Here is a 26,021-nt window from a genome sequence, read left to right as displayed (position 1 = left end):
ACGTGTCGGGCGCCACGTTCCCGCGGCAAGCGAGCCGATCCGAGCCGCCCGTTCGGGGCACTCGGAGACCGGCGGCATCCGAGTACCATCGCCCTCGCATGGAGCGCCGCCTGTCACGTCGAGAGAGCCAGGCCGTCACGCGCGAGCGCTTGCTCGAGGTGGCCGCCGACCAGTTCTTCGAGCACGGCTACCGGGGCACGTCGCTCGAGCGGGTGGCCGAGCTGGCCGGCTTCTCCAAGGGCGCCGTCTACTCCAACTTCAACGGCAAGGAGGAGCTGGTGCTGGCGGTGCTCGACCGGCACTTCCGCAACCGCCTGGTCGACCTGCAGCAGGCGCTGCTGAGCTCCCCCGAGACCATCGAGGCCCGGCTGGACACCTTCACCGGGTGGTGGGACGGCATGGTCGGCGAGCAGCTGTGGGGGGGCGCTGATCCTCGAGGTGGCCAGCACCACGCGGGATCGGCCCCAGATGCAGGAGGAGCTGGCGTCGCGCGAGTCGATGATCCTCGCCTTCGTCACCGGCATGATCCAGTCCGAGGCCGACCGCTTCGCCATCGAGCTGGCGATCCCGGCCGCCGACCTCGCCACCGTGCTGGTGTCGCTGGGCGAGGGCCTGGCCTTCTCCCGGATGCTCCAGCAGGACGCCCCCACCACGGTGCTCTCGGACCTCGCCCGCGTGGTCTTCCTCGGTCGCCGCTGAGCCCCCGAACTGCCGGTGGGCCTGGCCCGGCGGGCTGGCAGGCTGGCGCCATGGCCGCCACCCACACCTACCGCAGCTCGCTCACCTGGAGCGGCTCCACCGGCGCCGGCTACGACGCCTACGACCGGGCCCACCGGCTGGCCACCCCGCCCGCCGGCGCCGACCTGGTCCTCTCCTCGGACCCCGCCTTCGGGGGCGACCCGGCGCTGGCCAACCCCGAGCAGCTCCTGCTCGCCGCCGCCTCGTCCTGCCAGCTGCTGAGCTTCCTCGCCGTGGCGGCCCGGGCCCGGCTCGACGTGGTGGCCTACGCGGACGAGGCCTCGGCGCTCATGCCGGAGGACGACCTCCCGGTCCGGCTCACCCGCATCGACCTGCGCCCGGCGGTGGTGCTGGCCGACACCGAGCGGGCCCGTCCCGACGAGGAGCGGCTGCTCCACCTCACCGAGGTCGCGCACCGCGAGTGCTTCATCGCCAACAGCCTGCGCACCGAGGTCGTGGTGGCCCCGACGTTCTCCTGGGCCTCCCGGGCCTAGCCCGTGTAGTCGGCGGCGCCGCTCACCGGCTGGGCGCCGGTGGCCGGGGCCGGACCAGCGGGTGGTGCCGTGGTGGTCGGCGGCGCCGTGGTGGGCGGGGGCAGGACCACCGGGTCGCGGTCCTGGACCCGGTCGGTGTGATCGGTGCGCACGGTCGCCGACGGCACCTTCACGTCGACCACGCGGAAGTCGGTGCGCCACTCGTTCGCCGTGAGGGTGATCAGGGCGTAGCCGCGGTCCACCGCGTTGCCGTAGCGGGCCCAGGAGGCCTTCTCCAGCGCCGCGGTGAACAGGTCGAGGAGGCCGTCGTCGAAGCGGCTCGAGATCGAGGTGGTGACCACCTCGTTGGCGATGTCGGGCGCCGCAGGGTCGTCGTAGTCGAGGCGCACGCCGCCGGCCGCCGCCAGGTGGATGTCGCCCGAGAGGACCATGGGGTTGCGGACCTTGCGGTCGACCAGGCTGTGCAGCAGCCGGTTGCGGGCGGCCACGTAGCCGTCCCACTGGTCGAAGTTGAAGAAGTTGGTCTTGCCCACCGGGATGGGCGTGGCGGTCATCACCGTCTGCTGGGCGACGGCGTTCCACCGCGACGTGGTGGCGGCGAACTGCTGGTCGAGCCACGCCTCCTGCTCGGCGCCGAGCATCGTCCGGTCCTCGTCGAAGCGCTTCGGGTCGTCGGCGCCCTCCGAGGTGGTCCCGGTGGGGTAGCCGGAGCGGTACTGGCGGCCGTCGAGCACGAAGAAGCGGAGCAGGTCCGAGTGCTCCACCACCCGGTGGATGCGGTAGTCGGCGCTGGACGGGGCCGGGAGGCGCACCGGCTGGTGCTCGTACCAGGCCTGGTAGGCGTCGGCCCGGCGAGCCAGCCAGGCGGCGATGGCCGCCGGGTCGCCGGCCGCCTCGCCGTCCTTGCCGATGCCGGCGATCATGTTGTTGGCGACCTCGTGGTCGTCGACGGTGGTGATCCACGGCGCCCGGTGGTGGGAGGCCTGCAGGTTGGGGTCGCCCTTGTAGAGCTCGTAGCGGGCCCGGTAGGTGGGCAGGTCCACCGACTCGGGGATCGAGATCGGGCGGGGCTGCCGGTTGGCGCTCTTCTCGTAGATGTAGTCGCCCACGAAGACCACGAAGTCGAGGTCCTCCGCGGCGATGCCGGCGTGGGCCGTGTAGTAGCCGTCGGACCAGTTCTGGCAGGTAGCGAGGGCGAACACCACCCGCTCCGGCGTCGCACCGGCACCGGGGAAGGTGCGGGTCCGGGCCACCGCGCTGGTGCGGCCGTCGGCGCTGAAGCGGTACCAGTACCAGGTGTCGGGCTGCAGCCCCTCGACGTCGACGTGGACCGAGTGGGCCAGGGCCGCCACCGCCGGGGCGGTGCCGCTGGCCACGACGTCCGCGAAGGCGTCGTCGGTGGCCACCTCCCAATCGACGGCGATGTCGGCCGGGGGCAGCGGCGTGGCCGGCACGGGGCTGATGAGCCGCGTCCACAGGATCACGCCCTGGGCGGTGGGGTCGCCGGACGCCACGCCGAGCGGGAACAGGTCCCCGACCGGCAGGGCCACGGCGCGCCGCCGCGCCGCGGCGAGCTGGCGGGGGTCGAGCATCGACAGCCCGGCGGTGGCCACCGCGCCGGCGAGGAACGCCCGCCGGCTCGTCATGGCGCCCAGCAGGCTGCCGCCCGCTGCGCCGTCGTCGTTCGGCTGGTCTGGTGCTGCGGTCACGTCGGCCCCCTCGTGGATCTGCGCCGCCGAGTGTTCCACGCCCGGCCGGCCCGCGAGCGCCCGATCCGCAGTTCCACCCGTTCTGGTGGCCGTCCCTGCCCCCTGCGGCCACGGATCCTCACCAGGTCGACCGGGGTCGGTTGGCCGGGACCGGTGGTGGACCCGGCCGACGGCGGGCCCGATCGCTCACCGGTCGGCCGGCTCGGCCTGGTCCGGGCCGTCCTGGTGGGTCGCGGCGTCGGCCGAGGGCACCGATCCCCACCGGTCGGGCGGGGACGGCCCGACCGGCTCGGGGTACGGTGCGCGGCCATGGCAGCGTCGTCCTGGTCAGACCGCTTCGGGCCCGACGGGGGCTCGATCGACTCCGAGGCTTCGGTCCTCTCGGCCCGCTCCCACCGCTCGGTGGCGTCCTTCGCCTCCAGCGGCTCGGTGCTCTCCGCGGCCTCGGCGTGGTCGCTGGGGTCGGTCGCCTCGGCGCTCTCGATCGGCTCTGTCGGCTCGTTCCTGTCGATCGGCTCGGTGGGCTCGGCGCTCTCGATCGGGTCGGTGGGGTCGTTCCTCTCCATCGGTGCCATCGGCGCCGCGCGCGGGACCGGGTCGGGTGACGCCGCCGACGGGGACGGCGCCCGGGTGGTGCGCCTCGCCGGGCTGCTGGCGTGGTCGGCGCTCGCCGCCGTCGCCCTCGGCCCGGCGCTCGACCGCCCCCGCTGACCCCGCGCCCACCCGCCTCGGCGGGCCGGCGACCGGGTCGCTACCAGATGGGGTCGACGGCCCGCAGGCCCTTGCGCTCCCGGGTGAGGGCGATCCGCCGGTTCAGCTCCCAGCGCAGCGACGCGCTCTGGGGGAGGCGTTCGAGGAGGTCGGCGGCGTCGAGGCGCAGCCGCCCCACCCAGTCGATGTGCTCGCCGCCGGGCCGGCTGCAGAGGCGCACGACCTCCTGCAGGGACTGCCGGGCCCGGGCCCGCCGGCCGAGCAGCGCCTCGGCGACGCCGGCGTCGTAGGTGGCCCACTCGTTGATGCGGCGCTGGCCGGCCACCGACCGCAGCCCGCGGGTGCCGTCGGCGTGGGCGTCGGACTGGGCCTGGGCCAGCTCGGCGGCCAGGATCACCGCGCCTTCCACTCGGGCCTCGAAGGCGTGGGGCTCGTCGGGCGTCCACGCCACGTTGACCAGCCGGCCGTCGGGCCAGTGCACCGGCTCGAGGCCGTAGAAGCCGAAGTGCTCGAGCTGGTCCCACAGGTGCACCCAGCCGACGTTGGCCACCAGGCCCTCGCCGTGGTCGGGCCGGTGCAGGCCCACCGTCTGCGCCCACCAGCCGTGGTCGGCCAGCCAGAACCGCTGGTAGCCGAAGGCGGTGAAGCCCAGGGGCCCGAGGATGTCCGCCGCCAGGTCGGCGACGATGCGGTCGTCGGTGGCGGTGAGCGGTTGCACGGCAACAGTCTGGCCCGTCCGCCGGCCCGTTCGGCACCGCGGTGGGACCGGGGTCGACGAGCCGGTAGGTTCGCCCCCGATGGCCGCCCGGACCGCTCCACCGCTGCGCAAGGCGCTGAAGCGCCAGGCCCCCGGCCTGGCCGCCGAGCGGGCCCTGTGGGCGGCCGGCCACGAGGTCGTGGTGGGGATCGACGAGGTCGGCCGCGGCTCGTGGGCCGGCCCGCTCACCATCGGGGCGGTGGTGCTGCCCAAGGACCGCCGGATCAACAAGGTCCGTGACTCCAAGGCCCTCACCGAGCGCGAGCGCGAGGCGATGTTCGACCGCATCGCCGACTGGTGCGACGCCTGGGCGGTCGGCCACGCGTCGCACCAGGAGTGCGACGAGCTGGGCATGTCCGAGGCGCAGCGCCTGGCGGCCCGTCGGGCCATCGACGCCCTGGGCGTGGTCCCCGACCAGCACCTCATCGACGGCAAGTGGGACTTCGTGGGCGGCGGGACCACCACGATGATCGTGAAGGGCGACGCCACCTGCCTCTCGATCTCGGCCGCCAGCATCCTGGCCAAGGTCACCCGGGACCGGATCATGCGGCTGGAGGACGAGCACTACCCGGCCTACGACTTCGCCTGGAACAAGGGCTACCCGTGCCCCCGCCACAAGCAGGCCCTGCGCGGCCTGGGGCCCTCGGCCATCCACCGCCGCAGCTGGGCCTTCATGGACGACATCCCCTGGACCGGCGCCAAGCGCCACTGGCGGCCCGTCGACGAGGACCAGGGCTCGCTGTTCTGATCGGGCGGCCGGCTCCCGAGCGAGGGCCGGCGAGCAGCTGGCGCCCAGGACCTCAGGGGCTCAGCCCAGCAGGTCGCCCAGCTCGTCGCGGAGGTCGAGGAAGCGGGGGTCGCGCTTGACCGCCGGGCCGCGGGTGGAGCCGAAGGGGACGTGCACCTCGGCGGCCACCCGGCCGGGTCGGGCGGCCAGGACGTAGATCCGCTGCGAGAGGTAGATGGCCTCCTCGATGTCGTGGGTGACCATGAGGATGGTGGTGCCCGTGCGCTGCCAGAGGCTGAGCAGGAAGTCCTGCATGTGGCGCTTGGTCTGGGCGTCCAGGGCACCGAAGGGCTCGTCCAGGAGCAGCACGTCGGGCTCGGGGGCCAGGGCCCGGGCGATGGCCACCCGCTGGCGCATGCCGCCCGAGAGCTCCTTGGGCAGGGCGTCGGCGAAGTCCCGCAGCCCCATGATCCCGAGCAGCTCGTCGACCCGGGCGCGGCGACGGGCCTTGTCCCAACCGGCCACCTCCAGGCCGAAGGCGATGTTCTGGGTGACGGTCTGCCACGGGAACAGCGAGTACGCCTGGAAGACCATGCCGCGGTCGGCGCCGGGGCCCACCACCCGCTCGTCGTCGACGTAGACCTCGCCGGCGGTGGCCACCTCGAGGCCGCCGATGATCGAGAGCAGGGTCGACTTGCCGCAGCCCGAGGCGCCGAGGAGGCAGACCAGCTCGCCGCTGTCGACGTGGAGGTCGACGTCGTCGAGCGCGGTCACGTCCGCCTTGCGGCCGGTGAACACCTTGGTGACGCCGCGGACCGCCAGCTTCTCGTCGACCAGCGTGCCGGTGGGGGAGATCTTGACCATGGTGCTCCTTCAGCTCCGGGCCCAGGGCGAGACGAGCCAGCGCAGGCGGCGCAGCAGCACGTCGCTGACGATGCCGATGACCCCGAAGACGATGAGCAGGGCGAACATCACGTCGACGGCTCGGAAGCGCTGCGAGAGGTTGATCGTGTAGGCGAGGCCGGCCTTGGCGCCGAGCAGCTCGGCCACCACGAGCATCGACCAGGCGGCGGCCAGGTTGATGCGGGCGACGTCGATGATCCCGGGCAGGGAGTGGGGGAGGATCACCCGGCGCAGGATCGTGCGCCGCCCGGCGCCGAGCGTGTAGCTCGCGTTGAGCATCTCGCGGGGCACGTTGCGGGCGACGTCCGCGATCATCAGGACGTTGTAGAAGACGGTGCCCACCACGATGAGCCAGATCTTCGGCGTCTCGTCGAAGCCGAGCAGCAGCAGGAACAGCGGCAGCAGGGCCGGGGCCGGGATGTAGCGCAGGAAGCCGATCTGCGGCTCGAAGAACGCCTCGACCGAGGCGAAGCTGCCGATGGCGATGCCGAGGGCGACGCCGATCGCCATGGAGATCGCATAGCCGATGGCCACGCGCTGGGCCGAGGCCCAGAGGTCGGTCTGGAAGCTGCCGTCGGACACCATGGAGGTGAAGGCCTTCCACGACGCGAGCGGCGTGGGGATGGTGGCCGAGCCGCCGCCGGCGCCCCAGATCCAGATGGCGAACACGACCGCCACGCCGACCAGGCCGAGGGCGATGCGCCAGGTGGCCGGGATGGTCGAGCGGATCCCCAGCAGCCGGGACGGCCGCCGCCCCCGGGTGGGGGCGGCGGGGTCGGGCGGGGACCGGCGGGCGGTGGGCTCCACCGCGAGGGGAGCGGCCACCGGCTCCACCGTGGTCACCCCTCGCCCTTGTCGTCCAGGTACGCCTTGGTGAACTCGGGGGCGAAGAGCCCGTCGAGCGGGGCCTCGTCCTTGGCCAGGCCGGAGTCCACCAGGAACGGGTTGATGCGACGGGCCATCTCCGGGAGCGACGTGGCGTCGCCCTTGCGATCCTCGAAGGCATCCATGGCCTCATCGGCGGTGAACAGCGTGGTGCCCTCGGCGAGCGAGTCGTACTCCTTCGTGGACAGGCCGGCCTTCTTGGCCATGATCGCCGTGGTGCCCTTCGGGTCGGCCTTGATGGCGTCGAGGGTGGCGTACCAGGCGTCGACCAGCTTCTGGGTGTCCTCCGGGCGGTCCTTCACGAAGTCGGCCGTGGCCACCAGGTGGTCGGGGATGACGCCCGGGAAGTCCTTGGAGCTGACCACCACGTGGGAGCCCTTGCGCTCCAGGGCCTGCACCGTGAAGGGGGCGAACACGGCCACGCAGTCGAACTGCCCGCCGGCGAACCCGGCTGCCGCGGCGTCGGTCTTGACGCCCACGAAGTCGATGTCGTCCTGGGTCAGGCCCTCGGCGTCGAGCGCCTGCAGGAGCAGGAAGTGGTCGACCACGCCTTCCTCGGCGGCGATGGTCTTGCCCTTCAGGTCCTTCACGTCCTTCACCGACTCGTCGCAGATGACCGCGTCGTTGCCGGTGGAGTTGTCGCCCACCACGATCACCTTCTGGTCGCTGCCGGCGGCCACGCCGAAGATGGTGTCGTTGAGCGTCTGGGCGTTGACGTCGACCTTGCCGGCCACCAGGGCGTCCAGCGACGCCGTGTAGTCGGCGAAGTAGGTGAGCTCCACGTTCAGCCCGGCGTCGGCGAAGATCTTCTCCTGGTCGGCCACGGCCAGCGGGAACCAGCCCGGCCAGGCGCTGTAGCCGATCTTGATGACGTCGCCGCTGGCACCGCCCTTCGATCCGCCGTCGGAGCTCGACGAGCCGCCGGAGTCGCTGCTGCCGCAGCTGGCGAGCAGGCCGGCGGTGAGCAGCCCGGCGGCGATGGTGGTGGCGATGCGGCGGGTGCCGTTCCTCATGGTTCCTCCAGGAGCCGAGGCCGGCGGTGCGGGCACCACCAGCGATGGTGGGCAACGTAAGGAGGCGTTGTTTCGGGGTCGTTTCCGAGCTGCGAACGGGCGGTGTCGGTTTCGATTGCCTATCGAAACTCGACGCTACGTGCGGGCGTCGAGCTCGTCCGCCCGGCGCCGGGTGGTCGCCAGGTCAGCGGGGTCGACGAGCAGTCCGGCCACCGCGAGCTCGGCCAGGTGCCCACCGATCGCTGCGGTCGACCACTTGGAGCCGAGCCGGAACCAGTTCTGCGCGCCCTCGTCGTTGGCCAAGAGGGTGAGGGCCGTGAGGCGGGCGTCGACCTTGCGCAGCGAGCCTTCGGCCGTGCCCCGGCGGACGATGGTGGCGAGCTGGCGCTCGAGCGAGGCCCGCTCCTTCCAGTACGAGGCGAACTCGACGGGGTCGCGCATGGCGATGCGGTGGATGTCGTTGATGTCGAAGGGGAGCGCGCACAGGGCGACGGCATCGGCGCGCACGAACCGGTAGAGCTGCACGGCGGGGGCGTCGCCATCGGCGGAGATGGCAGCGAGGAGCTCCAGCGGCACCACGTTGGCCCGGGCGACCAGCGCCGCCAGGATCTCCTCCTTGCGGCGGAAGTAGTAGTAGAGCGAGGACTGCTTCAGCCCCACCTCTTGGGCGATCCTCGACATCGGCGTGCCCCCCACGCCGAGCTCGCCGATCAAGCGGCTGGCCGCCGCCAGGATCTCGTCGGTGGGGTCGCCGGAGACGCTGCGGGCGTCGGCCCGGGGCCGCCCGGCGCGCCGGGGCGGGGCATCGTCGCTCGGCGCGGTCATCGGGCGATCGTACCGAGGTCGGCCCCCGCCCTCGGCTGACCCGCCCGCTGCGCAGCTGCCGCCCGTGGGCCTCCCGCTGCGTTTCCGCTCCGTGAACTCGGCGGGCGAGGGGTTGTGCCGGAGGCCGGGAGCCTCCAAGATCGGGGCCTGTTTCGATGCCCCATCGAAACAGTGGCTCGGAGGAGCGCATGGAACCCGACCCCACGGCCGACGCCGGCACCGCCAGCCTGGAGGCCGCCCTGGCCCACGCCCGCTCGCAGGCCGGGACGGGCGCGGCGACCCAGGCCACCGTCCCGGCCACCGGCGCGACCGACCTGCCTGCGGACGTCGCCGCCGGCGACGTGGTGTGGGACGAACGGCTCGGCGCGCGTGGCTACGCCACCGCCGTGCTCCGGCGCGGCACGATCCTGCGGATCGCCGACCAGGCAGGGGACACGTGCGTGAACCTCCAGCTCTGGAACGCCGCGCTGACGTCCGAGCGGTACAACCCGGCCGACACCGTGAAGGTCCAGTGGCAGGCCTACCTCGGTGCGGGGTCGCTGCTCCTCTCGGACCGGGGCCGCGTCCTGGCCACCCTCGTCGCCGACACGTCGGGTCGCCACGACGCCCTCTGCGGCCACACCAACCGCCGGGGCAACGAGGCTCGCTACGGCCACGGCGCCGCCCACGGGCCCACGCCGAACGCTCGTGACCTGCTGGCCCTCGCCGTCGCCCGCCAGGGGCTCGAGCGCCGGGACCTGACCGCCGGGCTCAACCTCTTCACCTCGGTCCGGGTGGCCGACGACGGCGCGCTGTCCCTGCAGGCGCCGACCGATGCGCCCTCGCACGTGGAGCTGCGCGCCGAGCTCGACCTGGTGGTGGCCGTGGCGGTGGCGCCCCACCCCCTCGATGCCCGCCCGACCTACACCGCCGGCCCGGTTCGCCTCACCGCCTGGACCGCCGTTCGCCCCGAGCCCGATCCGTTCCGCACCTCCTCGCCCGAGCGCCAGCGGGCGTTCGAGAACAGCGAGCAGTTCCTGCTGGCGGGCTCCCGGTGACGGCCGTCGGCGAGCTCGCCCCGCTGGGCGACGTGCTCCACGACGAGGTGGTGGAGGCGCGAGCCGCCTGGGCCCACGTGCTGCGGGCGGGGGAGACCCTGCGCATCGTCGACCTGGGCGGCAACCAGGCCGTCGACTGCCTGTTCTTCAAGGCGGACGACCACGTGGAGCGGTACTCGGCGAGCGACACGATCGTGGCCCAGGGCAACGTGTTCCTGGTGGCGGGGAGCCAGCTACTCAGCAACGAGGGCAACGTGCTGCTGACCGTCACCGGGACCAGCTGCGCCTACCACGACACGATCGGCGGGGCGTGCAGCCGAGAGTCGAACACGCTGCGCTACGGCCACCACACGCTCCACCAGCACGCGTGCGTCGACAACTTCCTCGACGTCGGCGGGCGCCACGGCCTCACCAAGCGGGACGTGGTGTCGAACATCAACTGGTTCATGAACGTGCCGGTGGGGCCCGACGGCCTGCTCGGCATCGTCGACGGCATCTCGGCGCCGGGCCTGCACGTCGACGTCCGGGCCGAGGTCGATGTGCTGGCCGTGATCTCGAACTGCCCGCAGGTCAACAACCCCTGCAACGGGTTCGACCCCACCCCGATCCAGCTCCTGGTCCACGGCCCGCCGTCGTGACCCTCGTGGAGGCTCGCGCGGGCGCCGACGCCGTCGCCGAACGAGGGCCCGACATCGAGGTGGTGGCCGGCGGCCCGTTCACCACCGTGCAGGACGTGCCCGGCCGCCTCGGCTACTGGCACGTCGGCGTGCCGCCCAACGGCCCCATGGACGACCTGTCGCACCGCCTGGCCAACGCCGTGGTCGGCAACCACGAGTCGGCGGCCGCCCTCGAGCTCACCGGGGCCGGGCCCACCCTGCGGTTCCCGGGCGGCGCCATCGTGGCCATCTGCGGTGCGTCCATGCCCCTCGTCGTCGACGGCCGGACCGTGCCCGCCGGCGTGCCGGCGCTCGTGCCGCCCGGCGCCACGGTGGTCGTCGGCGCGGCGGTCGACGGGCTCCGCGCCACCTTGGCCGTGCGCGGCGGCATCGACGTCGAGCCGTACCTCGGGAGCCGCTCCACGTTCACGCTCGCCGGGTTCGGGGGCCACGAGGGTCGGACGCTCGCCGCCGGTGACCACCTCGCCATCGGCGACCTCGGCAGCGGCCGGCCCAGCCCCCCTGGCCCCGGGCGTCGCGCCGGTGCTCGGGCGCGAGTGGGAGGTCGGCGTGCTGGTGGGCCCGCACACCGCACCGGAGTTCCTCACCGAGGCGGGCCTGCTGGCCCTGCTGCGCACGACCTGGGGCGTCGACGCGAACTCGGCGCGCACCGGCGTCCGCCTCCTCGGGCCCAAGCCCCGCTGGGCCCGTCCCGACGGCGGCGATGCCGGGCTCCACCCGTCGAACATCCACGACACCGGCTACGCCATCGGCTCGGTCGACCTGACCGGTGACATGCCCATCGTGCTCGGGCCCGACGGGCCCAGCCTGGGCGGCTTCGTGTGCCCGGCCGTGGTGGCGGCCAGCGAGCGCTGGAAGCTCGGGCAGGTCCGCCCGGGCGACTCGGTGCGGCTCGTGCCGTGGTCGCTCGCCCAGGCGGAGGCCGCCGACGCCAAGCGCCAGGCCTGGCTGGGGCGGGTGACCGACCGCATCGAACCGGTGGCCCGGCCCTCGTGGAACGCCGCCCTCGTCCGCAACGACACCGCCGCCGGCGGGGTCCTCGCCCGCGACCACGGCGACGGCACCGCACCCGAGGTGACCTTCCGCCAGGCCGGCGACCGGTTCCTGCTCGTGGAGTTCGGCGCCATGGCCCTGGACCTCCAGCTCCGGCTGCGGGTCCAGGCGCTCGACCGCTGGGTGCACCGGCACCTCGGCCCCGGGCTGGTGGACGCCACCACCGGCGTGCGGTCGCTGCTCATCCAGGTCGACGGGCGCCGCCTCACCACCACCATGGCGCTGGCAGCCGTGCGCGAGGCGTGCGCCGACCTCGGTGACCTCGCCGAGGAGTCGTTCCCGTCGAGGATCGTCCACCTCCCGCTGTCCTGGGACGACCCCGCCACCCGGGAGGCGATCGATCGCTACGTCAACGGGGTCCGGGCGGACGCTCCCTGGTGCCCGTGGAACATCGAGTTCATCCGCCGCATCAACGGGCTCGAGACCACCGACGACGTGCGTCGCATCGTCTTCGACGCCTCGTACCTGGTGCTCGGGCTCGGCGACGTCTACCTCGGTGCGCCGCTCGCCACGCCGCTCGACCCCCGGCACCGGCTGGTCACCACCAAGTACAACCCCGCCCGCACCTGGACCGCCGAGAACTCCGTCGGCATCGGCGGGTCCTACCTCTGCATCTACGGCATGGAGGGCCCCGGCGGGTACCAGTTCGTCGGCCGGACCGTGCAGGTGTGGAACCGCGACGGCCTCGGTCCGCACTTCGACCAGCCCTGGCTGCTGCGGCCCTTCGACCAGCTCCGCTGGTACGACGTCTCGGCGGAGGAGCTGCTCGACCTGCGCGCCCAGCAGGGCGCGGGGCAGCTGCCCATCCGCATCGAGGAGTCGTCGTTCCACCTGTCGGACCACGAGCGGTTCCTCGCCGCCAACCAGCCGTCGATCGACGGGTTCCGCGCCACCCAGCAGGCCGCCTTCGCCGTGGAGCGCCAGGCGTGGGCCGACGCCGGCGAGTTCGACGACCTGGAGCTGGCGCCGTGAGCACCGCCGAACCGATGGCCTCCGGTCCCGGTGCGGCCGGCTCGGGTCCCGCCACGGCGGCCGTCGAGCGGTCCCTGGCCGCCATCGCTGCCGACGGTCGGCCCGGCATCTGGATCACGCTGCTCCCCCCCGGACGTCGTGCGAGCGGCCGCAGCCGCGGTGGACGCCCGGGTGGCTGCCGGCCACCCGCTGCCGCTCGCCGGACGGACGCTGGCGGTGAAGGACAACATCGACGTCGCCGGCGTGGCGACCACCGCTGGCTGCCCGTCGTACGCGTACCTGCCGCCGGCCTCGGCCCCGTCGGTGCAGGCCCTCGTCGACGCCGGCGCCGTGGTGGTGGGCAAGACCAACCTCGACCAGTTCGCCACCGGCCTCGTCGGCACCCGGTCGCCGCACGGCGCCTGCCCGAACGCCCACTGGGACGGCCTCGTCTCGGGCGGATCGAGCTCGGGCTCCGCGGTGGCGGTGGCGGCGGGGCTGGTCGACCTCGCCCTGGGCACCGACACCGCGGGCTCGGGCCGGGTGCCGGCCGCGGCCAACGGCATCGTCGGCGTGAAGCCCACCAAAGGCCGGCTCAGCACCGCCGGGGTGGTGCCGGCCTGTCGCTCGCTCGACTGCGTGTCGGTCTTCGCCCGCACCGTGGCCGAGGCCGCAGCCGTCGCGGAGCTCGCCGCCGCCGCTCCCGTCCGCGCCGACGACCCGTGGCGCCGGTCGGCGCCTCCGGGGACCACGGCATCGGCCGCCGCCGCCCCGTCGGCGCCCCTGCGGATCGGCGTGCCCAGCGACGCCGCCCTCACCTTCGACGGTGAGGAGGCCGGGCCGGCCCGCTTCGCCGGGGCGGTCGCCGCCCTGGTCGCCGCCCAGCCGGCCGGCGCCCAGTTCGTCGAGGTGGACCTGGCGCCGTTCTCCGCCGCGGCCGCCCTGCTCTACGGCGGCTCGTTCGTGGCCGAGCGCTACGACGCCGTCGGCGCGTTCGTGGCCTCGGCCCCGCCGGACCTCGACCCGGTGGTGGCGTCGATCGTCCTGGCCGCCGCCGAGCACCCGGCCTGGTCGGTGTTCCGGGACCAGACGGAGCTGCGGCGCCTCGCGATGGCCGCCGCGCCCACCTGGGACGCCGTCGACCTGCTGGTGCTCCCGACCGTCCCGCGCGTCCCCACCATCGCCGAGGTCGCGGCCGACCCCATCGGCGTGAACTCGATGCTCGGCACCTACACCAACTTCGTGAACCTGCTCGACCTGGCGGCGGTCACGGTGCCCGTCGCCCCGTCGGGCTCGTCCGCGGTCCCGGCCGCCGGCCCGCCGCCCAGCCTCACCCTCGTCGGACCGGCCTGGTCCGACGGCCTGCTCGCCGACGTCGGCGGCCGCATCGCATGACCGCCGACCGACCGATCCCGTTGGCGGTTGTCGGCGCCCACCTGCAGGGCCAGCCGCTGCACCACCAGCTCGCCGACCGGGGCGCCGTCCTGGTGGCCGAGGCCCGCACCGCGCCCACCTATCGCCTCTTCGCCCTGCCGACCACGCCGCCCAAGCCGGGCCTGGTGCGGGTGGGCGCCGACGATCCGGGCGCCGCGGCCATCGCCGTCGAGGTGTGGGCCCTGGCGCCGGCGGCGTTCGCGTCCTTCGTGGACGCCATCCCGGCACCGCTCGGCGTCGGCCGGGTCCTGCTCGAGGACGGCACCGAGCTGGCCGGCTTCCTCTGCGAGCCCATCGCCCTCGCCGACCCCGCCGCCGTCGACATCACCGCCCACGGCGGCTGGCGGGCCTACCTCGCCAGCCGGACCTGATCCGGCGCGCCAGCGCGGTCGACCGCGGCCCCATCCACATCGGGGGGGTCGCCTCGTACACTGTGCGCCATGGAAGCGACCGCCGAGCTGCCCCCACCGCGCCTCCTCGGTCGCTACTCGTACCCCACCAGCCACCGGGTGATCGAGCTCGTGGCGGTGGTGCTCTTCTACGGGTTCGGTGCCGTCTTCGCCTGGCGCACGCTCGGTTCGCTGATCACCACGCTCGACGTTGCGACCCTGGCCGCAGCGCTCGGTGCCGGGCTGCTGGCCCTGGTCGTGGCCGACTTCGCGTCCGGCCTGGTGCACGCGTTGTGCGACAACCTCGGCTCGGTCGACACCCCGCTCGTGGGCCAGAAGTTCATCCGCTCCTTCCGCGAGCACCACACCGACCCGCTCGACATGACCCGCGGCGACTTCGTCCGGGTCAACGCCGACAACCACTTGGTCTGCCTGCCGTTCCTCATCCCGGCGGTGCTGTGGATGGACGTCGCCTCCCACCCGTTCCTGGCCCCGTTCCTGCTGGCGCTGATGGTCTTCGTCGTGATGACCAACCAGGTCCACAAGTGGGCCCACGTGGCCGAGCCGCCCGCCGCCGTGCGCTGGCTGCAGGCCCACAAGCTGGTGCTGTCGCCCGAGCACCACCGGGTCCACCACACCCCGCCGTACGACTCGCACTACTGCATCACCTCGGGGATCACGAACCCCTTCCTCACCCGGATCGGGTTCTGGCCGGTCCTCATGCGCACGTGCCGCTGGCTGGGTCGGTTCGTCGGCGGCTCGCCCGCCGCCGGCCACTCGCAGGGCCCCGGCGCCTGAGCCTCACACCGCCGGCCGGCCGGCCGATGGGACGGCACCGGGCCAGGTCCGGCGCGAGCCCGCCGTGCGGGGCGCGAAGCTGTCGCCCGGAAGAGCGAAGGGTGGGACCGTGAGAGCTCGACACGTGGCGCTGCTGCTGGTGGTGGTCGCCTGCCTGGCGGTGGTGGGGGCGCTGTGGCTCGGCCTGACCCACGGGTCCGCCGGCGCCGCGTCGTGCGGGCCCATCGCCACCCAGGGCCAGCGCAAGGACCCGGCGTGCGACGACTTCTACCGCACCCGCTACGTCGAGGTGGCCGTGCTCCTCGGCGTCGCCGCTGCGACCTACCTGGCCTCGGTGGTCATCGAGCGCCGGGTCCTCGACCGCGAGGTGGTCGAGGGCGAGCCCGACCTCAGTTCTTCGCCAGGTCCCTGAAGGCGGTCGTCGAGTCGATGCCGGGCTCCTTCGGCAGGCCCAGCACGCGCTCGCCCACGATGTTGCGCAGCGTCTCGTCGGAGCCGCCGGCGATGCGCATGCCGGGCGTGCCGCAGATGAACCGCGACCACGCGAACGTGCCCCACTCGCCGGTGTCGGCCTGGACCCGAGGGCCCAGCACCCGGGCGACGAAGTCGGCGGTGGCGGTCAGGTTGGCGGTGAGGGCCAGCTTGCCGACGGAGAGCTCCGGCCCGGGCAGCCCGCCGGCTCGGAGCGTGGCCCCCGCCCGCAGGTTCGTGTACTTCGCCACCTGGAAGCCGGTGTAGAGCTTGGCCAGCTCGTCTCGGAGCAGCGGATCGTCGGCCCCGTCGAAGTGCCGCACCATCTCGATGAGCCGGGCCGCGCTGGCCAGCCCGAGGCCGCTGCCCCCGCCCCCGCCGCCGATGGAAGCCCGCTCGTTCATGAGGGTGGTCAGCGCCACCGTCCAGCCCCGGTTGACGTCGCCGAGCCGGTGGCTGTCGGGGACCCGCACCTCGTCGAAGAACACCTCGTTGAACGCCGCCCCACCGGTCATCTGGCGCAGGGGTCGCACCGTCACGCCCGGCGCGTGCATGTCGACCACGAAGCCGGTGAGGCCCTTGTGCTTGGGCAGGTCCGGATCGGTGCGGCAGATGATCTCGCCGAGGTCGGCGTAGTGGGCGCCGGAGGTCCAGACCTTCTGGCCCGTCACCACCCACTCGTCCCCGTCGCGCTCGGCCCTGGTCTGCAGCCCGGCGAGGTCGGAGCCGGCGCCCGGCTCGCTGAAGAGCTGGCAGCCCACCAGCTCGCCGGCGTACATGCGCGGCAGGTAGGCGTGGACCTCGGGCGTGCCGTGGGCGAGCATCGTCGGCGCCACCATGCCGAAGCCGATGCCGAAGAAGCTCTGGTTCGGGACCTGGTAACGGGCCTCGAGGGAGCGGTACAGCTGCTCGTGGGCCCGTCCGAGGCCTCGGCCGCCGAGCTCGGTGGGGCCGCTGAGCCAGTGCAGGCCGGCGGCCGCCCGGGCGCCGAGCCACGCCTTGGCCGCCGCCAGCTGGCGGGCCTCCTCGGCCGGCTCGACCTCCTCGAAGAGGGCGACGTCGTCGTCGCCCTCGCCCCACGTGAACGCGGCGGCGGCGGCGGGCTTGGGGGCGGCGTTGGCATCCAGGAAGGCGGTGGCCTCGGCACGGAGCTCGTCGAGCGTGGTCTCGGTCATGGCGGCCTCTGCATCCCGGGGAACTTGACTGGTCGGTCAAGTTGGCGCGGACCGCCGCTCGGGGTCTGCCGGTGCCGCCCATCGGAAAGGTCGGCGACATGACCGACGCCACCGACCCCGCCGCCCCGAAGCCCGACGCCGCCCTCGACGTGGAGGCCGAAGAGGCCCGCCTCGAGGAGATCAAGGCCGACGACGAGCGCATCCGAGCGCAGGCCGAGGCCGACCTCGAGGTCGGAGGCCGAGGCCGGACCTTCGCCGACGAGGGCGTGCGCGAGCAGGTGGCCGAGCGTGGCGACACCGACCGGGCGCCCGGCGACGGCACCTGAGCGACTGGGGGCGGACGGAGGGCGACCGGTACCGTCGAGGCATGGAGCGCCTCCGCCCGTACCCCGTCGCCGCCTTCTGCGCGCTGACGCTCGTCATCTGGACCACCCGCATCCCTCTGGCCTGGACGAACGACGAGGACTCGGTGGCGGCCAAGGTCGGCTGGTCGCTGCCCATCACCGCGTTCTGGGTGGCGGCCGCCGTCCTGCTGGGCCTCCTCCTCACCGACCGAGCTCGCACCACGGCGTGGTTCGCCACCGTGGGCAAGGCGTTCGCCCTCGCCACCATCGCCTACTGGGCGGTGCGCCTGCCGATGATCCTGGTGGCCGAGCCGCCCGCCAGCGTCGACAGCGAGGCCGCCTTCAAGGTCGTCCACGCCGTGCTGGCCGCCGTGTCGGTGACCGCAGCGGCGTTCGCCTGGCGCTCGCTCCGGCCCGGCGCCCGGGCGGACGGCAGCGGCGCAGCGCCAGCAGCTGCCTGACAGACTCCCCGCCATGGGGAACCGAGCGGAACGACGGATCGGGCTGCTCGGCGCCGCCCTCGTGCTGGCGGCGGCCCTGGCGGCGTGCAGCAGCGACGGAGGCAGCGACGCCGCCCGCACCACGACCACCAAGGCCAGCGCAGCCACCAGCACCACCGCGCCGAAGGCCGACGACGACCTGCGCCTCGACCAGATCCAGGCCATCGGCACCCACAACAGCTTCCACGTGGCGGCCCCGAAGGCCGAGCACGACCTCTTGGTGGCCCTGAACCCCGGCGAGGCCGCCACCCGCACCTACTCCCACCCGGCGCTGGCCACCCAGGTCGGCGAGGAGCGGGTCCGCCAGCTGGAGCTCGACGTGTTCGCCGACAGCCGGGGCGGGCTCTACGCCACGCCGAAGCTCCGCGAGCAGGCCGGCCTGGGCCCCTACGTCGACGAGGTGCCGGAGATGGCCGAGCCGGGCACCAAGGTGCTGCACGAGCAGGACGTCGACTACCACTCGGCCTGCCCGTCCGTGGTCACCTGCCTCACCGAGCTGAAGGCGTGGTCCGACGACCACCCCGACCACGTGCCGGTGGCCGTGAACATCCAGTTCAAGGACGGTCCGCTGATCTTCAACGTGCCCGGCCAGGCCCGGCCGGAGAAGTGGACGGCGGCGGCCATGGCCGTCCTCGACCGGGAGATCCGCTCGGTCCTCGATCCCGACGACCTCATCACCCCGGAGGACGTGCAGGGCGACCACGCCACCCTCGAGGCCGCCGTGCTGGACCACGCCTGGCCCACCCTGGGCGAGAGCCGCGGGAAGTTCCTGTTCCTGATGGTCAACGGCGAGCCCTACCGGTCCAGCTACCTCAAGGCCTTCCCCGACCTGTCGGGAGCGGTGCTGTTCACCAACGCCGACCCGGGCCAGCCCGACGCCTCCTACGTCGGCATCGACGATCCCGTGGCCGACGGCGACGAGATCGCCGACCTGGTGGCCAAGGGCTACCTGGTCCGCACCCGGGCCGACGAGCCGAACGAGCAGGGCCGCACCGGCGACACCACGGTCCGCGACGCCGCCCTCGCCAGCGGCGCGCAATGGGTCAGCACCGACTACCCCGGCCCCGACGGTGCGAAGCCCTCCATGGGCACCGACTACACCGTCGAGCTGCCCGGCTTCCGGGCCGCCCGCTGCAACCCCGTCACCGCCCCGAAGGGCTGCGACGACGCCGCCGTCGAGCCGGCCTCCTAGCCCGGCCCGGTGGTGCCCGCCGGCCCGGGGCCGAGCGGGGTGTCGAGGGCCAGGGTGAGGCAGCGGCAGCCGCCGCCGGCCTTCAGGAACTCGCTCACGTCGCAGGTCACGACGTCGAAGCCCCACGCCTCGAGCTGGCGGCCCACCCGCACCGGGGTGACCGGCATGACCACGGTGGTGCCCACCACCACCGAGTTGGCGCAGAAGCTCAGCGCCTCGTCGTCGGTGAGCCACAGCGGCTCGGGCACCAGGGCCTCCATGACCTGGCGGCCGTAGCGGTCCCAGGCCATCGGCGCACCCATCGCGTGGCGATCCGACAGGGGGCAGAACGTGATGTCGACGTGGTAGAGCCGCTCGTCGACCAGCTCCACCGAGCGCACCGGCGCGCCGGTCAGGCGGGAGAGGTGGGTGGCGGCCTGCTGGTCGGAGCGGAACCGGTAGCCCGAGACCAGCACGCCGCCGAAGGGCAGGGCATCGCCCGCGCCTTCGTGGTCGAGCTCGGTGGGCAGCCGGTCGACGGTCCAGCCGGCGTCGTCGAACCAGGTGGCGAACTGCTCCGTCTCGCCCTGGCGCTCGGCGTGGCGGAAGTGGCTGGGCACGAACTGGGGGCCGCCGACCGCCGAGGCGTTGACGATGCCGGCGTTGGCCGAGAACACCATGTCGGGCACCTCGGCGGTCTGGTGGACGAGCTCGACCGTGGCGCCGGCGGCCACCAGCGTGTCGCGCAGGCCCTCCCACTGGGCCAGGGCGCGATCGGGGTCGACCGCCACCTCCTCGTGCATCCACGGGTTGATCTCGTAGAGGACGCCGAAGTGCTCCGGCGGGCACATCAGGTACCGGCGGCCCCACTCGAGCTCGGCCATCGCCTCAGGCCCCCAGCTGGTCGGCGAGCTGGCGGAGGAACGGGCCGACGTCGGTGACGATGCCCCGCGCCTGGTGGCTGCCCCGGTCGGCCAGCTTGGTGACCACGGCCTGGTTGATGTCGATGCACCAGGTGTCGACCGCCCCGGGGAGCAGGTTGCCGGTGGCGATGGCGTGCAGCGTGGTGGCCAGCATCAGCGCCACGCCCACGCCCGGCACCAGCTCCCGCATGCGGTCGGCGGCGGCCACGACGTCGGTCGTCGTGTCCGGGAGCGGGCCGTCGTCGCGGATGGACCCGCCCAGCACGAACGGCAGGCCCCGCTTGGTGAGCTCGTACATGACGCCGCCGCCGACGTAGCCCGCCTCGACGGCGGCGGCGATGGAGCCGTGGCCCCGGATCTCGTTGATGACCCGCAGGTGGTTCGAGTGGCCGCCCTCGGTCCCGGCGCCGGAGGTGACCGAGACCCCGAGCGACGTGCCCAGCACGTTGGACTCGATGTCGTGGGTGGCGAAGCCGTTGCCGGCGAAGAGCACGTCGATCCAGCCGGCCCGCACCAGCCGGGCCACCTCGGGCGCCCCGCCGGTGTGGACCACCGCGGGGCCACAGACCACCAGCACCTTCTCGCCGGCCTCGCGGGCGGCCTGGAGGCGCTCGACGAGGGCGGTGAGCTGCAGGCCCTTGGGCTTCTCCGACGACACGTCGGAGTCCATGAACTCGAACGACGACGCGCCCTTGGGAGCACGGGGCGCCCGCACCCGCACGCCCAGGCCGCCCACCACGATCTGGTCGCCCGCCCGGACCCGGTGCATGGGCACCGTGCGCACCTCGGCCGGGCCGCCGTCGGCGCCGGGGACCACGACGATGCCGCAGTCCATCTCCGGGTTCACCACCGGCACCCAGCGGCCCCCGATGTTGACCTCGGTGGCCAGGTTGGTGGTGCTGTGGAACCCGGTGGGCAGCACGCCGTCGGTGGCCGCCTCCTCCAGGACCGCCGGGTCGTGCTGGAGCGGGTTCACGCCGTGGACCTGGAGCTGCTCGGCCAGGCGCAGCAGGTGCTCGTCGTCCTCGGCCGTGATCTCGATGACCACCCGGCTGGAGTCGGTGGCGGTGCGCCCGATGTCGACGAGCTCGAGCCGGTAGTCGGCGCCCGACTCGAGCACCAGGTCCAGCACCTTGGCGAGCAGCAGCGAGTCGACGATGTGCCCCTCGAGCTCGTAGGTCTCGGTGACGGCCACGTGATCCTCCTCGTGCGACGGATCCCCCCCCGCCCGAGCGTGTCTATCGCGCCCTGGGCCGCCGGCGCGCCGGGGCCCTCAGGAAGGGGTGGCCTCGCTGAGCGGGGTCTCGGAGGTGCCGATGCTGGGCTCCTCCTTGAGGCGGCCCTGGTGCTCGTCCCACAGGTCCCGCACCACCACCTGGATCACGCCGGCGGCGGGGATGGCGAGGAGGGCGCCGAGCAGGCCGAAGAGCTCCACGCCGACGAGCACCGAGACGAAGATGCCCAGCGCGTTCACGTTCACCGTGCGGGCCATGACCGTGACCTGCAGGACGTTGTTCTCGAACTGCTGGTAGATCACGAAGAAGACGATGGCGGCGATGCCGGCGGGCAGCGAGTGGAGGAAGGCGAAGCCGATGGTGGGCACCGCGCCGAGCGTGGCGCCCACCAGCGGGATGAGGTCGGCGAAGGCCACCCACAGCGCGAGCACCTCCGGGTAGGGCACGCCGGCGATGCGCAGGAACACGTACGCGCTGATGCCCGCGACGATCGAGATCACCACGTTGCCGAACATGTAGCCCGAGACCGCCTTGGCGGCGTCGGCTGCCACGCGCCGGACGCGCTGGCGATGTCGCTCCGGGAGGATGTTGACCGTGGCCTCGCTGAGGTCGGGCCCGCCCACCACCAGCAGCACGGTGAGCACCAGCACGGTGACCGCGGCGATGATCCCGGAGAACACCGACTGGACCACCGACAGGCCCTTGCCGCCGGCGGCCCGGGCCTGCTTGTCGATGGTCTCGCGGTTGTCGTCGACCCAGTCCTGGAGCTTGTACTTCTTCACCAGGCGGCCCACCGGGCCCTTGCCCTTCTGGGCGTCCTCCACCATGGTCGGCACGTTGTCGGAGAACTTCCGGCCCTGGTCCACCAGCGGCTTCACGAAGGCGTAGATCAGCCCGGAGAGGGCGGCGAGGCCGATGAGGAACACCAGGAAGGTGGCGATGCCGCGGCGCATCTTGAGCTTGTGCTGGAAGAAGTCGATGGGCGGGGTCAGCACCACGGCGAAGAACATCGCCACCATGAGGTAGGTGACGACCTTCCAGAGGCGCCCGACGGCGAGCACCGCGCCCACCGACACCAGGGTCACGCTGACCACCACGAGGGTGGTGAGCGCCACGTGGCGCACGTCGACCTCGCGGCGCTCCTGGTCCATCGCGGCGACCGTACCGAGGCCCGTCGCCCGCCCGGTGGATGGGCCGCCCGGGTGACCGGCGGAGGCGGTCGACGGATGGGAGCCGGGCCCAGGCGGGTCGCTAACGTGCGTTGACCATGGGCCAGTCGATCGTCGTCAACGAGAAGCCGTCGTCGAACCCCGGCGTCGTCCGGTTCGAGACCAACCGTGCCATCACCGGCATGGGCCACGAGCGGTACCTCGCCGGTACCGAGGTGTGGGGCAACCGCCCCCCGGACGAGCTGGCCCGCCGGCTGCTCGCCCACGGCGGGGTGGCCGGCGTGCAGATCAACGGCAACATCGTCACCGTCGACCTCGCCAAGGGCTACACGTCCGACGGGCTCAAGGGCATCGTCGAGAACCTCTACCGCTTCTACCCCGACGCCCCCGAAGGCGCCGGCGAGGAGTCACTGGCCGCCGCGCCGAGCGAGGAGGTCGCCGCCTCCCCGGAGGCCGCCGCCGTCCCGGCCGACGCCACGCCCGCCACCGTCGACGACGCCCCGGCCCCCGAGCCCACCGCCACCGACGCCGCCGAGACCGCCCCCACCGACGACCCGTCGCCGGCCGAGGAGGCCGAGGCCGCGGCGCCGGACGCCGCCACCGAGGCCGATCCGGAGGTCGCCGAGGCGCCCGAGTCGGAGCCGGAGGCGGCCACCGCCCCGGAGCCTGCGGCCGAGCCGGTTGCCGAGGTCGAGGCGGCCACCGAGGCCGATCCGGAGGTCGCGGCTGCGCCCGAGTCCGACCCGGAGGCGGCCACCGCCCCGGACCCGGAGGCGGGGGACCCCGACGCCCCGGCCGCCACCGCCGCCGATCCCGAGGTGGCCGCGGCCGACCCCGAGGCCCCGCCGGCCTGAGCCACCGGTCACCCCGGGGAACCGCCGCCGGCGCCCGGACGACCGCTGCACCGATGACCCGTCGCACCCCGTCCCCCCGCCTCGCCCGCCGCCACCGGCTGGTGGTCGGCGGCCTGTCGCTGCTGGCCGTGGCCGGCGGCGCCCTGAGCGCCTGCGGCGACGGCGGCACCGCCGGGGCCCCCGACCCCACCACCGCCGCCGGCAAGCGCGGGCTGGAGGTGGCCAAGAGCAACGGCTGTCAGGCCTGCCACACCGCCAACGGCGACAAGAGCACCGGGCCCACCTGGAAGGGCCTGTACGGCTCGAAGGTGGAGCTGGCCGACGGCAAGGCGGTGACCGCGGATGACGCCTACCTGTCGAAGGCCATCACCGACCCCAAGGCCCAGGTGGTGGAGGGCTTCGCCTCGATCATGCCGGCCAACTCGCTCAGCGGCTCCGAGGTCGCCGACGTCATCGCCTACCTGAAGGAGCTGGCGAAGGCCGACGGCTAGCCCGTCGACCCGACCCGACCCGACCCGACCCGACCGGGCGGCCGGGGCGGGTCGGGTTCGAGGCGCCGGCCGCCCGTCGACGGGGCACCGGTGCTCCAGGACCCGGCTGACCAGGCCGGTTGCCGAGATCGAACAGGTGTTCGATACTGGGTCGGTGCCCGTCCCCGCCCCCGACCTCGCTGCCCTCCGCCTGCTGGGCGACCGGGTGCGGCCGCTGGCCGGCGCGGGGGAGCGGACCCTGCCGGTGCCCGAGGCGCTGGCCGCCCTCCTGCCCCAGGGCGGCCTGGTGCGGGGCACCACCACCGCCACCACCGGCGTGGCCGCCACCAGCCTGGCCCTGGCCCTCGCCGGGCCGGTCACCGCCGCCGGGTCCTGGGTGGCGGTGGTGGGCCTGCCCCGCCTGGGGCTGCTGGCCGCATCGGAGCTTGGGGTCGACCTCGAGCGGGTGCTGCTGGTGGCCGAGCCCGAGCCCGACGGCTGGGCGGCCACGGTGGCGGCCCTGCTGGACGCGGTCGAGGTGGTGCTGGTCCGCCCGCCCCGGGCCGTCACCCCCACCGTGCAGCGCCGCCTGCAGGCCCGGGCGCGCGACCGCGGCTCGGTGGTGCTCCAGGTGGGCGGCCACCTCGGGGCCTGGGCCCAGGCCCCGGACCTGGTGGTGGCGGCCGCCGCCTCGGCGTGGGTGGGCCTCGAGCCGGGCCACGGCCGCCTCCAGGCCCGGCGGGTCCTGGTGGAGGTCACCGGGCGTCGGGGCGCCGATCGCCCCCGGCAGGGCGAGCTCTGGCTCCCCGGTCCCGACGGCGCCATCGCCACGGTGGCCCCGTCGGCCGCTCCCGCCGCTCGGCCGGCAGCCGCCGCGCCGCCCGCCGAGATCGCCCTGCGGGACGCCGGGTGAGCGCCCCGGTGCCCGCCGGGGCCGACGCGCCCACCCGCACCCTGGTGGTCCACTGCCCGGACTGGCCGGTCACCGCGGCCGGCGTCAGCGGCGACGAACCGGCCATCGTGGTCCGGGCCAACCGCGTCCTGGCCGCCTCGCCCGCCGCCCGGGCGGCGGGCATCACCACCGGCCTCCGGCGGCGGGAGTCCCAGCGCCGGTGCCCGCACGTCACCGTGCTGGAGCACGACCCCGGCCGCGACGCCCGGGCCTTCGAGCCGGTGGCCGCCGCCCTGGATGCCATCACGCCTCGGGTGGAGGTCACCCGCCCCGGCACCCTGGCCTTCGCCACGCGCGGCCCGTCGCGCTACTTCGGGGGCGACGACGCCCTGGCCGAGCGCACGGCGTGGATGGCTGGCGGGGCGGCTGGGGCGGGCGTGGCCGTGCACGTCGGCGTGGCCGACGGCGCCTTCGCCGCCCTCCTCGCCGCCCAGCGCGCCGAGCGCCGGGAGGAGCAGGCGGTGGTGGTCCCACCGCTGGCGTCCCCGGCCTTCCTGGCCCCCCACCCCGTCGACGCCCTGGGCGAGGTGCTGGAGGCGCCCGACCTGGTCGACGTGCTGCGCCGCCTCGGGCTGCGCACCCTGGCCGCCTTCGCCGACCTCGCGCCGGCCGACGTCCTGGCCCGCTTCGGCCACCCGGGCGCAGTGGCCCACCGCCTGGCCTCGGGGCTCGACCCCCGGCCGCTCGACGCCCGCCGCCCGGCCCCGGACCTCGCCGCCACCCGCGAGCTCGACCCGCCAGCCGACCGGGTCGAGCTGGCCGCCTTCGTGGCCAAGGTGCTGGCCGACGAGCTCCACGCCCGCCTGGCTGCTGACGGGCTGGCCTGCACCCACGTGCTGGTCCAGGCCGAGACCGGCCACGGCGAGGTGCTGGCCCGCCACTGGCGCCACGAGGGCGCCCTCACCGCCGGCGCCCTGGCCGACCGGGTGCGCTGGCAGCTCGACGGGTGGCTGTCGGGCTCCTCCACGGCCCGGCCCACCGCCGGCATCAGCCGCCTGACCCTGGTGCCCGTGGAGGTGGTGGCCGCCCGGGGCCGCCAGCTCGGCTTCTGGGGCGGGGAGACCCTGGTCGACGAGCGGGTGCTGCGTGCCGTGGCCCGGGTCCAGGGCACGCTCGGGCTCGAGGCCGTCACCGTCCCGGAGCTGCGTGGCGGGCGCGGCCCGGGGGAGCGGGTGGCCCGGGTCCCGGTGGCCGCCGTCGACCTCACCGCCCCCCGCCCCGCCGCCCGGCCCGGCGCCATCACCGCCCCCTGGCCCGGTCGGGTCCCGGCCCCGGCTCCCGCTGCGGTGGCCCCCGATCCGGAGCCGGTCCGCGTGCTCGACGCCGGCGGCCGCCCGGTCGGCCTCACCGGCCGGGCCGAGGTCACCGCCGCCCCCGCCTCGCTGGCCCGCGCCGGCCACGCCCCGGTGGCCCTCACCGCCTGGGCCGGCCCCTGGCCCGTCGACGAGCGCTGGTGGGACCCCTCGGCCCACCGTCGCCGCGCCCGCTTCCAGGTCACCACCACCGAGGGCATCGCCCACCTCCTCACCCTCGAGTCCGGCCACTGGTCGATCGAGGCCACGTACGACTGAGGGCCAGGTGTTTGCACGCATCGTGCAAACACCTGGACGTGTGCCAAGCTGTCGCCGAGGTGCGCCGCCTCGCTTGGGGTGGCGG

Annotated in this window: 28 protein-coding genes and 2 pseudogenes; 20 read left to right on the top strand and 10 right to left on the bottom strand. The window is 74.3% G+C overall.

Annotated elements, in window-relative coordinates; translation table 11 throughout:
* Positions 1-98: 98 nt before the first annotated feature.
* The 3 genes and pseudogenes from KSP35_RS25735 to KSP35_RS24215 form a co-directional block, all read left to right on the top strand.
* Positions 99-230, top strand: a pseudogene (locus KSP35_RS25735) (TetR family transcriptional regulator); the annotation flags it as partial.
* 208 nt (positions 231-438) lie between these two features.
* Entirely contained in the window at positions 439-699 is a 261-nt protein-coding gene (locus tag KSP35_RS24220; RefSeq protein ID WP_254127054.1) for a hypothetical protein, read from the top strand.
* 50 nt (positions 700-749) lie between these two features.
* Positions 750-1,232 (top strand): OsmC family protein, encoded by a 483-nt coding sequence (locus KSP35_RS24215; RefSeq protein WP_254127053.1) that lies wholly within the window; start codon positions 750-752, stop codon positions 1,230-1,232.
* Here KSP35_RS24215 and KSP35_RS08820 read toward each other — a convergent pair.
* Positions 1,229-2,941 carry an alkaline phosphatase gene (locus KSP35_RS08820; RefSeq protein ID WP_217000997.1) on the bottom strand — a complete coding sequence of 571 codons (1,713 nt, stop codon included), beginning with the start codon at positions 2,939-2,941 and terminating at the stop codon, positions 1,229-1,231. The two genes, KSP35_RS24215 and KSP35_RS08820, sit on opposite strands and share 4 nt — an antisense overlap.
* Before the next feature lie 309 nt (positions 2,942-3,250).
* Between KSP35_RS08820 and KSP35_RS08815 the strand changes: the two genes are divergently transcribed.
* Positions 3,251-3,652 (top strand): hypothetical protein, encoded by a 402-nt coding sequence (locus KSP35_RS08815; protein WP_217000994.1) that lies wholly within the window; start codon positions 3,251-3,253, stop codon positions 3,650-3,652.
* Positions 3,653-3,692: 40 nt separating this feature from the next.
* Here the strand turns inward: KSP35_RS08815 and KSP35_RS08810 are convergent, their stop codons facing one another.
* Positions 3,693-4,370, bottom strand: coding sequence for a hypothetical protein (locus KSP35_RS08810; RefSeq protein WP_217000992.1), 678 nt, complete (start codon positions 4,368-4,370; stop codon positions 3,693-3,695).
* Between the two features lie 79 nt (positions 4,371-4,449).
* On the opposite strand from KSP35_RS08810, the gene KSP35_RS08805 reads away from it, so the two are divergent.
* Positions 4,450-5,157 carry a ribonuclease HII gene (locus tag KSP35_RS08805; protein ID WP_217000990.1) on the top strand — a complete coding sequence of 236 codons (708 nt, stop codon included), beginning with the start codon at positions 4,450-4,452 and terminating at the stop codon, positions 5,155-5,157.
* Between the two features lie 60 nt (positions 5,158-5,217).
* Here KSP35_RS08805 and KSP35_RS08800 read toward each other — a convergent pair whose 3' ends face one another.
* From KSP35_RS08800 to KSP35_RS08785, 4 genes are all read right to left on the bottom strand, one after another.
* Positions 5,218-6,000: an ABC transporter ATP-binding protein gene (locus tag KSP35_RS08800; protein ID WP_217000988.1), complete on the bottom strand. Its 783-nt coding sequence runs from the start codon at positions 5,998-6,000 to the stop codon at positions 5,218-5,220.
* A 9-nt stretch (positions 6,001-6,009) separates the two neighbouring features.
* Complete coding sequence (locus KSP35_RS08795; RefSeq protein WP_217000986.1) at positions 6,010-6,864, bottom strand: ABC transporter permease; 855 nt, start codon at positions 6,862-6,864, stop codon at positions 6,010-6,012.
* A 14-nt stretch (positions 6,865-6,878) separates the two neighbouring features.
* Entirely contained in the window at positions 6,879-7,937 is a 1,059-nt protein-coding gene (locus KSP35_RS08790; protein WP_217000979.1) for an aliphatic sulfonate ABC transporter substrate-binding protein, read from the bottom strand.
* A gap of 135 nt (positions 7,938-8,072) precedes the next feature.
* Positions 8,073-8,762, bottom strand: coding sequence for a TetR/AcrR family transcriptional regulator (locus tag KSP35_RS08785; RefSeq protein WP_217000977.1), 690 nt, complete (start codon positions 8,760-8,762; stop codon positions 8,073-8,075).
* A gap of 188 nt (positions 8,763-8,950) precedes the next feature.
* On the opposite strand from KSP35_RS08785, the gene KSP35_RS08780 reads away from it, so the two are divergent.
* From KSP35_RS08780 to KSP35_RS08750, 8 genes and pseudogenes are all read left to right on the top strand, one after another.
* On the top strand, positions 8,951-9,799 hold the full coding sequence (locus tag KSP35_RS08780) for an urea amidolyase associated protein UAAP1 (RefSeq protein ID WP_217000974.1): 849 nt from the start codon (positions 8,951-8,953) through the stop codon (positions 9,797-9,799).
* Positions 9,796-10,437, top strand: a complete 642-nt coding sequence (locus KSP35_RS08775) for an urea amidolyase associated protein UAAP2 (RefSeq protein ID WP_217000972.1) — start codon at positions 9,796-9,798, stop codon at positions 10,435-10,437. The genes KSP35_RS08780 and KSP35_RS08775 overlap by 4 nt, the downstream gene beginning before the upstream one ends.
* Positions 10,438-10,583: 146 nt before the next feature.
* Positions 10,584-10,910 (top strand): annotated as a pseudogene (locus KSP35_RS25730) (urea amidolyase); the annotation flags it as partial.
* 115 nt (positions 10,911-11,025) lie between these two features.
* On the top strand, positions 11,026-12,501 hold the full coding sequence (locus KSP35_RS08770) for a carboxyltransferase domain-containing protein (RefSeq protein WP_254127052.1): 1,476 nt from the start codon (positions 11,026-11,028) through the stop codon (positions 12,499-12,501).
* Positions 12,502-12,672: 171 nt separating this feature from the next.
* Complete coding sequence (locus KSP35_RS08765; RefSeq protein ID WP_217000968.1) at positions 12,673-13,875, top strand: allophanate hydrolase; 1,203 nt, start codon at positions 12,673-12,675, stop codon at positions 13,873-13,875.
* A complete protein-coding gene (locus tag KSP35_RS08760; protein WP_217000966.1) occupies positions 13,872-14,285 on the top strand; it encodes a hypothetical protein in 414 nt (137 codons plus the stop codon). The genes KSP35_RS08765 and KSP35_RS08760 overlap by 4 nt, the downstream gene beginning before the upstream one ends.
* Positions 14,286-14,354: 69 nt before the next feature.
* A complete protein-coding gene (locus KSP35_RS08755; protein WP_217000964.1) occupies positions 14,355-15,101 on the top strand; it encodes a fatty acid desaturase family protein in 747 nt (248 codons plus the stop codon).
* A gap of 109 nt (positions 15,102-15,210) precedes the next feature.
* Entirely contained in the window at positions 15,211-15,513 is a 303-nt protein-coding gene (locus KSP35_RS08750) for a hypothetical protein (RefSeq protein WP_217000962.1), read from the top strand.
* Here the strand turns inward: KSP35_RS08750 and KSP35_RS08745 are convergent.
* The gene (locus tag KSP35_RS08745; protein ID WP_217000960.1) at positions 15,491-16,747 is read right to left on the bottom strand and encodes an acyl-CoA dehydrogenase family protein; all 1,257 of its coding nucleotides are present in this window, start codon (positions 16,745-16,747) and stop codon (positions 15,491-15,493) included. The genes KSP35_RS08750 and KSP35_RS08745 overlap by 23 nt on opposite strands.
* Before the next feature lie 98 nt (positions 16,748-16,845).
* Here KSP35_RS08745 and KSP35_RS08740 point away from each other — a divergent pair, with 98 nt between their 5' ends.
* The 3 genes from KSP35_RS08740 to KSP35_RS08730 are packed head-to-tail and all read left to right on the top strand — an operon-like array spanning position 16,846 to position 18,783.
* The gene (locus tag KSP35_RS08740) at positions 16,846-17,073 is read left to right on the top strand and encodes a hypothetical protein (protein WP_217000958.1); all 228 of its coding nucleotides are present in this window, start codon (positions 16,846-16,848) and stop codon (positions 17,071-17,073) included.
* Positions 17,074-17,114: 41 nt separating this feature from the next.
* Positions 17,115-17,552, top strand: coding sequence for a hypothetical protein (locus KSP35_RS08735; protein ID WP_217000956.1), 438 nt, complete (start codon positions 17,115-17,117; stop codon positions 17,550-17,552).
* 13 nt (positions 17,553-17,565) lie between these two features.
* Positions 17,566-18,783 carry a phosphatidylinositol-specific phospholipase C1-like protein gene (locus KSP35_RS08730; RefSeq protein WP_217000954.1) on the top strand — a complete coding sequence of 406 codons (1,218 nt, stop codon included), beginning with the start codon at positions 17,566-17,568 and terminating at the stop codon, positions 18,781-18,783.
* Here the strand turns inward: KSP35_RS08730 and KSP35_RS08725 are convergent.
* From KSP35_RS08725 to KSP35_RS08715, 3 genes are all read right to left on the bottom strand, one after another.
* A complete protein-coding gene (locus KSP35_RS08725; RefSeq protein WP_217000952.1) occupies positions 18,780-19,646 on the bottom strand; it encodes a dimethylarginine dimethylaminohydrolase family protein in 867 nt (288 codons plus the stop codon). The two genes, KSP35_RS08730 and KSP35_RS08725, sit on opposite strands and share 4 nt — an antisense overlap.
* Positions 19,647-19,650: 4 nt before the next feature.
* Entirely contained in the window at positions 19,651-20,880 is a 1,230-nt protein-coding gene (locus tag KSP35_RS08720) for a TIGR00300 family protein (RefSeq protein WP_217000950.1), read from the bottom strand.
* A 78-nt stretch (positions 20,881-20,958) separates the two neighbouring features.
* The gene (locus KSP35_RS08715; protein ID WP_217000948.1) at positions 20,959-22,071 is read right to left on the bottom strand and encodes an AI-2E family transporter; all 1,113 of its coding nucleotides are present in this window, start codon (positions 22,069-22,071) and stop codon (positions 20,959-20,961) included.
* A gap of 116 nt (positions 22,072-22,187) precedes the next feature.
* Between KSP35_RS08715 and KSP35_RS08710 the strand changes: the two genes are divergently transcribed.
* The 4 genes from KSP35_RS08710 to KSP35_RS25025 all read left to right on the top strand — a co-directional run bounded on the left by KSP35_RS08710 (position 22,188) and on the right by KSP35_RS25025 (position 25,936).
* Positions 22,188-22,943, top strand: coding sequence for a hypothetical protein (locus tag KSP35_RS08710; RefSeq protein ID WP_217000946.1), 756 nt, complete (start codon positions 22,188-22,190; stop codon positions 22,941-22,943).
* A 53-nt stretch (positions 22,944-22,996) separates the two neighbouring features.
* Positions 22,997-23,434, top strand: coding sequence for a cytochrome c family protein (locus KSP35_RS08705; protein ID WP_217000944.1), 438 nt, complete (start codon positions 22,997-22,999; stop codon positions 23,432-23,434).
* Between the two features lie 154 nt (positions 23,435-23,588).
* Positions 23,589-24,326, top strand: a complete 738-nt coding sequence (locus tag KSP35_RS08700; RefSeq protein WP_217000942.1) for a hypothetical protein — start codon at positions 23,589-23,591, stop codon at positions 24,324-24,326.
* Positions 24,323-25,936 carry a DNA polymerase Y family protein gene (locus KSP35_RS25025; protein WP_217000940.1) on the top strand — a complete coding sequence of 538 codons (1,614 nt, stop codon included), beginning with the start codon at positions 24,323-24,325 and terminating at the stop codon, positions 25,934-25,936. The genes KSP35_RS08700 and KSP35_RS25025 overlap by 4 nt, the downstream gene beginning before the upstream one ends.
* The last annotated feature ends 85 nt before the right edge of the window (positions 25,937-26,021 follow it).

The sequence above is a fragment of the Aquihabitans sp. G128 genome (assembly GCF_019048865.1).
GTDB lineage: Bacteria > Actinomycetota > Acidimicrobiia > Acidimicrobiales > Iamiaceae > Aquihabitans.
This window is presented reverse-complemented; position numbering and strand designations above follow the sequence as displayed.

Bases quoted from the DNA above. Each gene is read 5' to 3' on its own strand.
- KSP35_RS08785 (WP_217000977.1), bottom strand. From the start codon at position 8,762: ATGACCGCGCCGAGCGACGATGCCCCGCCCCGGCGCGCCGGGCGGCCC.
- KSP35_RS08710 (WP_217000946.1), top strand. From the start codon at position 22,188: ATGGGCCAGTCGATCGTCGTCAACGAGAAGCCGTCGTCGAACCCCGGC.
- KSP35_RS08745 (WP_217000960.1), bottom strand. From the start codon at position 16,747: ATGACCGAGACCACGCTCGACGAGCTCCGTGCCGAGGCCACCGCCTTC.
- KSP35_RS08735 (WP_217000956.1), top strand. From the start codon at position 17,115: ATGGAGCGCCTCCGCCCGTACCCCGTCGCCGCCTTCTGCGCGCTGACG.
- KSP35_RS08805 (WP_217000990.1), top strand. From the start codon at position 4,450: ATGGCCGCCCGGACCGCTCCACCGCTGCGCAAGGCGCTGAAGCGCCAG.
- KSP35_RS08790 (WP_217000979.1), bottom strand. From the start codon at position 7,937: ATGAGGAACGGCACCCGCCGCATCGCCACCACCATCGCCGCCGGGCTG.
- KSP35_RS08740 (WP_217000958.1), top strand. From the start codon at position 16,846: ATGACCGACGCCACCGACCCCGCCGCCCCGAAGCCCGACGCCGCCCTC.
- KSP35_RS08755 (WP_217000964.1), top strand. From the start codon at position 14,355: ATGGAAGCGACCGCCGAGCTGCCCCCACCGCGCCTCCTCGGTCGCTAC.
- KSP35_RS08715 (WP_217000948.1), bottom strand. From the start codon at position 22,071: ATGGACCAGGAGCGCCGCGAGGTCGACGTGCGCCACGTGGCGCTCACC.
- KSP35_RS08730 (WP_217000954.1), top strand. From the start codon at position 17,566: ATGGGGAACCGAGCGGAACGACGGATCGGGCTGCTCGGCGCCGCCCTC.
- KSP35_RS08815 (WP_217000994.1), top strand. From the start codon at position 3,251: ATGGCAGCGTCGTCCTGGTCAGACCGCTTCGGGCCCGACGGGGGCTCG.
- KSP35_RS08800 (WP_217000988.1), bottom strand. From the start codon at position 6,000: ATGGTCAAGATCTCCCCCACCGGCACGCTGGTCGACGAGAAGCTGGCG.
- KSP35_RS08760 (WP_217000966.1), top strand. From the start codon at position 13,872: ATGACCGCCGACCGACCGATCCCGTTGGCGGTTGTCGGCGCCCACCTG.
- KSP35_RS08725 (WP_217000952.1), bottom strand. From the start codon at position 19,646: ATGGCCGAGCTCGAGTGGGGCCGCCGGTACCTGATGTGCCCGCCGGAG.
- KSP35_RS24215 (WP_254127053.1), top strand. From the start codon at position 750: ATGGCCGCCACCCACACCTACCGCAGCTCGCTCACCTGGAGCGGCTCC.
- KSP35_RS08780 (WP_217000974.1), top strand. From the start codon at position 8,951: ATGGAACCCGACCCCACGGCCGACGCCGGCACCGCCAGCCTGGAGGCC.
- KSP35_RS08705 (WP_217000944.1), top strand. From the start codon at position 22,997: ATGACCCGTCGCACCCCGTCCCCCCGCCTCGCCCGCCGCCACCGGCTG.